Source organism: Bacteroides sp. (genome assembly GCF_019417265.1).
GTDB lineage: Bacteria > Bacteroidota > Bacteroidia > Bacteroidales > Bacteroidaceae > Phocaeicola.
In genome coordinates, this window is record NZ_DXVR01000003.1 from 44,972 (window position 1) to 52,373 (window position 7,402).

Genomic DNA, 7,402 nt, shown 5'->3' on the forward strand with positions numbered 1-7,402 from the left:
GGTATTATCTTTAATGGTTAGATTTTTTACTTGTTTTTTCGCTGCTTTATATGAAAAACAAGCAGACATTTCTTGGTGCCGACCATAGTCGGCAGCACTGCTGACCATCGTCGGCAATGCTGCCCACCATTGTCAGCAGTGGTGCTGACGATGGTCAGCACCAAAACACACCTATATAATTATACGTTTTTCAGCGGATGGTCCTCTCTGAAAGCTTTCATTCTTTCTTCCAGAACAGGATAAAGTTCTTCCCTCATGCGCGATGTACATGCACGTACTCCCTGCTGGTCGCTTCCCGTAGTGGAAAGTGAGATACTGCTGACACCATAGTACATAAGTTCTTCGAGCAACTCTCCTCCTGTCATGCCGGGATATCCCAAGGTGAAGAAGAAACCGTCGCCTACTTTCTGGTGGACATCATAATCGTAAACTATGCTGAAACCATTGTCTGTGAATATCTGTTTCATCCGGCGTGCGCGGCGTTCGTACTCGCGTGTATCCTCTACGAAGTCTATCACTCCTTCCACCGATTTGTTCAGCATTTCAGCCATGGCATACTGCGTGGTGGCAGTACAACCGGAGGTTATCATATACATTATGGAGGCTATGAAAGTAGGTCCGAAGATACCTGAGTCTTCATATCTCTCCGCAAGTGCGGGATACTGCTTGTCGAAAAGCTTGTCGGAGATACATGCCAGCGCGATACGCTGTCCGGCATAGCTGAAGATTTTTGATGCAGAAAGCATAAGGATATAATTGTCTGTATATCTTGCTACTGTAGGCACGTACGGTTCCTGATACGGACGGCCGAACGGACTGCGGAAGTCCATACAGAAATATGCCTGGTCTTCCAGCACTATCGTGTCATATTTGGTAGCAAGTTCGCCAATGATTTTAAGTTCGTCCTCATCCAGACAGAACCATGCCGGATTGTTCGGATTGGAATATACTATTGCCGCGACATCACCATCAGCCATCATGCTTTCCAATTTTGCACGAAGAGCCTCGCCACGATAATTGTATATATCAAACAGTTTCCATTTGATACCGAGGATACGCAACTGAGATTTCTGAATAGGGAAACCAGGGTCTATGAACAGAACCTTGTCCTTTCCCGGAATACGCTGCGTACAAGCAATGAACGCTCCGAACGATGCGGCCACGGAACCCGTAGTAGGCAGACATGCACGTGGAGAAATGTCAATATTTATGAATGCCTTGACAAAACGTGATGCCGCATCCTTAAGTTCCTGAACTCCGGCAGCAGCGGGATATTGTGCTCCCAATCCTTTATCGAGAGCTGCCTTTTCGGCTTCGATACCTATCTTGTTGGCAGGTAGACCCGGAGAACCCTGGTCCATACGGATGAAAGGTATGCCAGTGAGCTGTTCCAGACGTGATGCCACAAGGAGTACATCACCTATGGTGGCATTTCTGAGGTCGGCAACCTTCATCTCTTTTACTACCTGCTCTACTAATTCTTTACTGAAGACTTTCACGTTGATAATTAAAAATGAAAAATGAATAATTAAAAATGAGACTCAATGTCTATTCACTTTGAAGATGTCTTCTTCAAACTATACTCATATCCGATATTAAAAGCACGATGGTTCATCTCCACCACAGCTTCACCCTTTGAACCAAAGATACGCTCTATGCTGTGATAAAGTGTTTCCTTGTCAATAATAGTGAATAATGCCGCTGCCGCACCAAGAAGAATTACGTTTCCGCATTTAGGCATGTTGTTTTCTTTAGCTATGGCATCAATATCCAGCGAAACCACATTGGGCAGTGAATTAAGCTCAGCCATTATAGCCTCAACATCCGGATAGTTCGGTATGTTCTTGAACGGAGTGGAAGATGTGATAATCCACCCGTCCTTAGCCAGATACGGCAGATAGCGCAGAGCTTCCATCGGCTCAAGAGAAAGTATCATATCTGCTCCTCCGAGAGGAATAAGGTCGGAAGCGATAGGTTTGTCCGACAGACGGAGATTAGACTGAACATCTCCTCCGCGCTGACTCATACCGTGTACTTCAGCCTGTTTCAGATTAAGTCCGCTGCGTGTAGCCGCCTCACCTATTATAGTTGCGATGGAGAGGATACCCTGACCTCCCACACCTGAAAGAATTATATCTGTTTTCATTGTTTTTCGGCTCTTTTCTGTTTCAACTTACGGTTAAGTGTCTGCATACATTCACGGCGCGGGATAATTACCGACACACCTTTGTATTCTATCTCTTCGCGGATGATGCGAGTGATTTCGTCCATATTCTTTGGTAATGGAACTACCACACGCACATGCTCCGGCTCTACTCCAAGACCGAGACAGATAGCCTCGAACTTGTTTGTTCCGGCTGAATCCTGTCCGCCCGTCATGGCTGTAGTAAGATTATCGGAGATTACTACAACGATATTCGACTTGTCGTTCACCGCATCAAGAAGTCCTGTCATACCGGAATGGGTGAAAGTGGAATCGCCTATTATAGCTATTGAAGGAAACTGACCTGCATCGGCTGCACCTTTGGCCATAGTGATGGAAGCACCCATATCTACACAACTGTGCAAAGCGCGGAATGGAGGCAGTGCTCCAAGGGTATAGCAACCTATATCACCGAATATCTTTGTATCGGCATACTCGGCAGCCACTTTGTTAAGCGCATCATATACATCGCGGTGTCCGCATCCGTTACACAGTGCAGGCGGACGAGGAACAACATTCTGTGCCGAAGGATAAACCTCAGCTGCTTCCATGCCAAGTCCTGCCTTGACATTGTCAGGATTCAACTCACCGGTGCGAGGCAACGCTCCGCTCAATCGTCCTTTCACGACATACTGCGAAGGCAATACACCAAGAAGCTGTTCTTCTACAAAAGGCTGTCCGTCTTCAACAACCAATATCTCTTTACATGAATTTGCCAAAGCAATAATCTTATCCGTAGGAAGCGGATATTGCGATACCTTTACTATAGGATAAGGACATCCGTCAGGGTAATTTTCCATTACATAATTGTATCCTATACCGCAAGCTACTATTCCCAAATCAGCTTTTTCGGAAGATACATTCTCGGCTTTATTGAAAGGTGATTCTTCCGAGAGTTTGCGCAATACCGGCTGAAGTTCGATTACTTCCTTATTACGACGACGTGCATTTGCCGGAAGAAGTACCCAGTTGGCAGGCGAAGAAGCTCTACCTGTAGATGTAACCTCGGAAGCCTCATTCTTAACGGCTACTGCTGCACGAGAGTGTGCCATACGTGTAGTAATTCTCATAAGAACAGGAGTTTCCTCACGCTCGGACATTTCAAAAGCATATTGCATCATATCGTATGCCTCCTGCTGTGATGAAGGTTCGAGGATAGGAACCATGGCAAACTTGCCGTAGAATCTTGAGTCCTGCTCATTCTGCGACGAATGCATGGAAGGGTCATCGGCAGCTACCACCACTACCCCGCCATTGGCACCGGTCATACCGGAATTGACAAAAGCATCGGCACATACGTTCATTCCCACATGCTTCATACATACCAAAGCACGCTTGCCTACATAACCCACTCCAAGAGCAGCCTCCATGGCTGTCTTTTCGTTTGTACACCAGCTGCTGTGCAATCCGCGTTCTTTTGCAAGAGGATGTTCCTGTATATATTCTGTTATTTCAGTCGAAGGTGTACCCGGATATGCATATACTCCGGAGATACCTGCATGAATGGCTCCCAAAGCTATAGCTTGGTCGCCCAAGAGTAATAATTTCTTACTGTTTTCCATATTTCGAGTTATACTATTTCAAATGGGTCGGCATCGTTCAATACCGGAAATTTCTTCCGGAAAGTTTCAAGTTCCGACATATCTATTTCTACTACAGCCTCGCACGCCCTGCCGTCCTCGCAAGCTGCAATCACTTTTCCGTACGGGTCAATCACCGCACTGCCACCTATGTAATCGCAATTCGGGTCCTTGCCCACTCTGTTCACACCTACTACATAGCACTGGTTTTCAATAGCTCTTGCTTTCAGCAACAACTTCCAAGCTTCTACTCGCGGTGTAGGCCAACTTGCCACATAGAAAGCTACATCATAATCATTCCTGTTTCTGCTCCACACAGGGAAACGCAGGTCGTAGCAGACTTGCAGAAGAATCCTTACATCTTTATAATTGACAATCACTCGCCTTGTACCGGCAGTAAACCGTTTATGTTCCCCACCATAAGTAAACAGATGTTTTTTATCATACCATTCCACCATGCCTCCCGGGTGTACGAAATAGAATCTGTTATAAAACTGACCTTTTTCCTCCAGAGCTATACTGCCGGCCACAGCACATGTCTTACGCTGTGCCGTAAGCTTCATCCATTCCAAAGTTCCTGAGTCATATTTCTCTGCTATTCCTTCCGGATTGGTACAGAAACCGGTAGAAAACATTTCCGGCAAAACAAATATGTCAACATCATCATATTTGTTTATTATCTCATCTGCCTTTTCTATATTGGCCGAAGGATTGGCCCAGACTATATCTGTTTGTAAAATCACTATTTTCATGCTTTTCACATTTAGAACGGCTCAAAGGTAACAATTTAATGATAAGATACAAAAAATTACGACATTTTATTTGACAAACTACCACTATTCAATATTTTTGACATCAAACGACATTTTAGAACATAAGAAAAAAAGGTTCATCGAGAGCATATGTTGGGTTATTTATGCAAAAAGTGGCACACATATGTTAATATATTCCGAAATGTTTCTTATTTTTGTACCAAAATATAGTTAATATATAAGAAATGAACGTATTAGAACTAAGTGAACAGGAAATTATCAGACGCAACAGTCTGAATGAGATGAGAGCTATGGGCATAGACCCGTATCCTGCAGCAGAGTATGTAACAAACGCATTTTCTACTGATATAAAAGATGAATTCAAGGACGAAGAGTCTGAACCACGCATGGTTTCTGTAGCCGGACGTATCATGTCACGCCGTGTAATGGGTAAAGCCTCTTTCATTGAATTGCAAGACTCTAAAGGTCGTATTCAGGTTTATATCACACGCGATGACATTTGTCCTGATGAAAATAAGGATTTATATAATGTAGTTTTCAAACGTTTACTTGATTTGGGCGACTTTGTGGGTATCGAAGGTTTCGTATTCCGCACTCAGATGGGTGAAATCTCAATCCACGCAAAGAAACTTACAGTTCTATCTAAATCAATCAAACCACTTCCTATCGTAAAATACAAAGACGGAGTGGCTTATGACAAATTTGAAGATCCGGAACTCCGTTACCGTCAGCGTTATGTCGACCTCGTGGTAAACGACGGAGTGAAAGACATATTCCTCAAGCGCAACAAGGTTTACAACTCAATGCGCGAATACTTCAACTCTAAAGGTTATATCGAAGTTGAAACTCCTATCCTCCAAGCTATTGCGGGTGGTGCGGCTGCGCGTCCGTTCATCACTCACCATAATGCGCTTGACATTCCTTTGTACATGCGTATCGCCAGCGAATTGTATCTGAAACGTCTTATCGTGGGTGGCTTCGAGGGTGTTTACGAAATCGGTAAGAACTTCCGTAACGAAGGTATGGACCGTACACATAATCCTGAGTTTACTTGTATGGAAATCTATGTGGCATACAAGGATTACAACTGGATGATGAAGTTTACTGAAAACATGATTGAAAAAATCTGTCTTGACGTAAACGGTACAACAGAAGTTAAGGTGGGCGACAACATCATCAACTTCAAGGCTCCTTTCAAGCGTGTGACTATGCTTGATTCTATCAAGGAATTCACAGGCTATGACCTTACAGGTATGAACGAAGACCAGATTCGTGAAGTTTGCAAGAAACTCAATATGGAAATTGACGATACTATGGGTAAAGGCAAGCTTATCGACGAAATCTTCGGCGAATTCTGCGAAGGCAACTATATACAGCCTACATTCATCACTGACTACCCTATCGAAATGTCTCCGCTTACTAAGCGTCACCGCAGCAATCCTGACTTGACAGAACGTTTTGAACTTATGGTAAACGGTAAGGAATTGTGTAACGCATATTCTGAGCTTAACGACCCGATAGACCAGCTTGAACGCTTCGAAGAACAGATGAGACTAAGCGAAAAGGGTGACGACGAAGCTATGATTATCGACAAGGACTTCGTTCGTGCACTTGAATACGGTATGCCTCCTACATCAGGTATGGGTATCGGTATGGACCGTCTGGTTATGCTTATGACAGGTCAGAGCACAATCCAGGAGGTATTGTTCTTCCCTCAGATGAGACCTGAAAAGGTTATTCCGAAGGACGCTCCTGCAAAATTCATGGAAATCGGTGTTCCTGAAGAATGGGTAGCACTGATTCAAAAAGCCGGATATAATATGGTAGCAGACATGAAGGACGTAAACCCTCAGAAACTGCACATGGATATCTGTGGAGTAAATAAGAAATATAAACTTGAACTGAAGAATCCTACAGTTGACGAAGTCAGCAATTGGATACAAAATATAAAATAAGTATTTGGTTTTTGAGTTTGTAAGTTTCTGATTAAGTTCAGAGCTTACAAACTTAAAGACTTAAGAACTTAAAAACCAATAAAACAATTACCAAAGTGAAATTCCCTGGTAAAATAGCTATTATGGGAGGAGGTAGCTGGGCTACAGCTATCGCAAAGATTATTCTTGCCCAGGCCGAGTCAATAAACTGGTATATGCGAAGGGACGACAGAATAGAAGATTTCAAACGTCTCGGACATAATCCGGCTTATCTGACAAGTGTACGCTTCAACGTAAAGAATATCAACTTTTCATCAGACATAAATAAGGTAGTAAGAGAATCGGACACACTGATTTTCGTCACTCCTTCGCCTTACCTTAAAAGTCATCTTAAGAAAATGAAAACCAAAATAAAGGATAAATTCATCGTTACAGCCATAAAAGGTATTGTGCCGGACGAGAACCTTATTGTTTCTGATTATTTTAATAAGGTATACGATGTCCCGGAAGAAAATATCGCCGTTCTGGCAGGGCCATGTCATGCTGAAGAGGTAGCTTTGGAGCGTCTATCATATCTCACAGTAGGCTGCAAGGATATAGACAAGGCAAAAATCTTTGCACAACAACTGGCAAGCCACTACATTAAGACTTCTGTTAATTCAGACGTGGCAGGTATAGAGTATGCATCTGTACTGAAAAATGTATATGCCATAGCTGCCGGTATATGCAGTGGTCTGAAGTATGGGGACAATTTTCAGGCTGTGCTTATCTCAAATGCCATACAGGAAATGAACCGCTTCCTGAATACTGTGCATCCTGTGGAAAGATGTACGAACGAATCGGCATATCTTGGCGATTTGCTCGTTACAAGCTATTCCAATTTCAGCCGAAACCGTGTTTTCGGAACAATGA

At 43.6% G+C, this 7,402-nt stretch carries 6 protein-coding genes; 2 read left to right on the forward strand and 4 right to left on the reverse strand.

What is annotated here, in order from left to right:
* Nucleotides 1–179: 179 nt before the first annotated feature.
* Genes QZ379_RS01220 through QZ379_RS01235 form a run of 4 tightly spaced genes read right to left on the reverse strand, consistent with a single transcriptional unit; the run spans nt 180 to nt 4,535 of the window.
* Nucleotides 180–1,499 (reverse strand): pyridoxal phosphate-dependent aminotransferase, encoded by a 1,320-nt coding sequence (locus QZ379_RS01220; protein ID WP_291557318.1) that lies wholly within the window; start codon nt 1,497–1,499, stop codon nt 180–182.
* 53 nt (nt 1,500–1,552) lie between these two features.
* Nucleotides 1,553–2,146, reverse strand: a complete 594-nt coding sequence (locus tag QZ379_RS01225; RefSeq protein WP_291557321.1) for an indolepyruvate oxidoreductase subunit beta — start codon at nt 2,144–2,146, stop codon at nt 1,553–1,555.
* Nucleotides 2,143–3,765: an indolepyruvate ferredoxin oxidoreductase subunit alpha gene (locus tag QZ379_RS01230; protein ID WP_291557324.1), complete on the reverse strand. Its 1,623-nt coding sequence runs from the start codon at nt 3,763–3,765 to the stop codon at nt 2,143–2,145. The genes QZ379_RS01225 and QZ379_RS01230 overlap by 4 nt, the downstream gene beginning before the upstream one ends.
* An 8-nt stretch (nt 3,766–3,773) precedes the next feature.
* A complete protein-coding gene (locus QZ379_RS01235; protein WP_291557326.1) occupies nt 3,774–4,535 on the reverse strand; it encodes an amidohydrolase in 762 nt (253 codons plus the stop codon).
* A 245-nt stretch (nt 4,536–4,780) separates the two neighbouring features.
* On the opposite strand from QZ379_RS01235, the gene lysS reads away from it, so the two are divergent.
* Nucleotides 4,781–6,511 (forward strand): lysine--tRNA ligase, encoded by a 1,731-nt coding sequence (lysS, locus tag QZ379_RS01240; protein WP_291557328.1) that lies wholly within the window; start codon nt 4,781–4,783, stop codon nt 6,509–6,511.
* 95 nt (nt 6,512–6,606) lie between these two features.
* A partial coding sequence (locus QZ379_RS01245) for an NAD(P)-binding domain-containing protein (protein WP_291557331.1) occupies nt 6,607–7,402 on the forward strand: 796 nt, incomplete at its 3' end.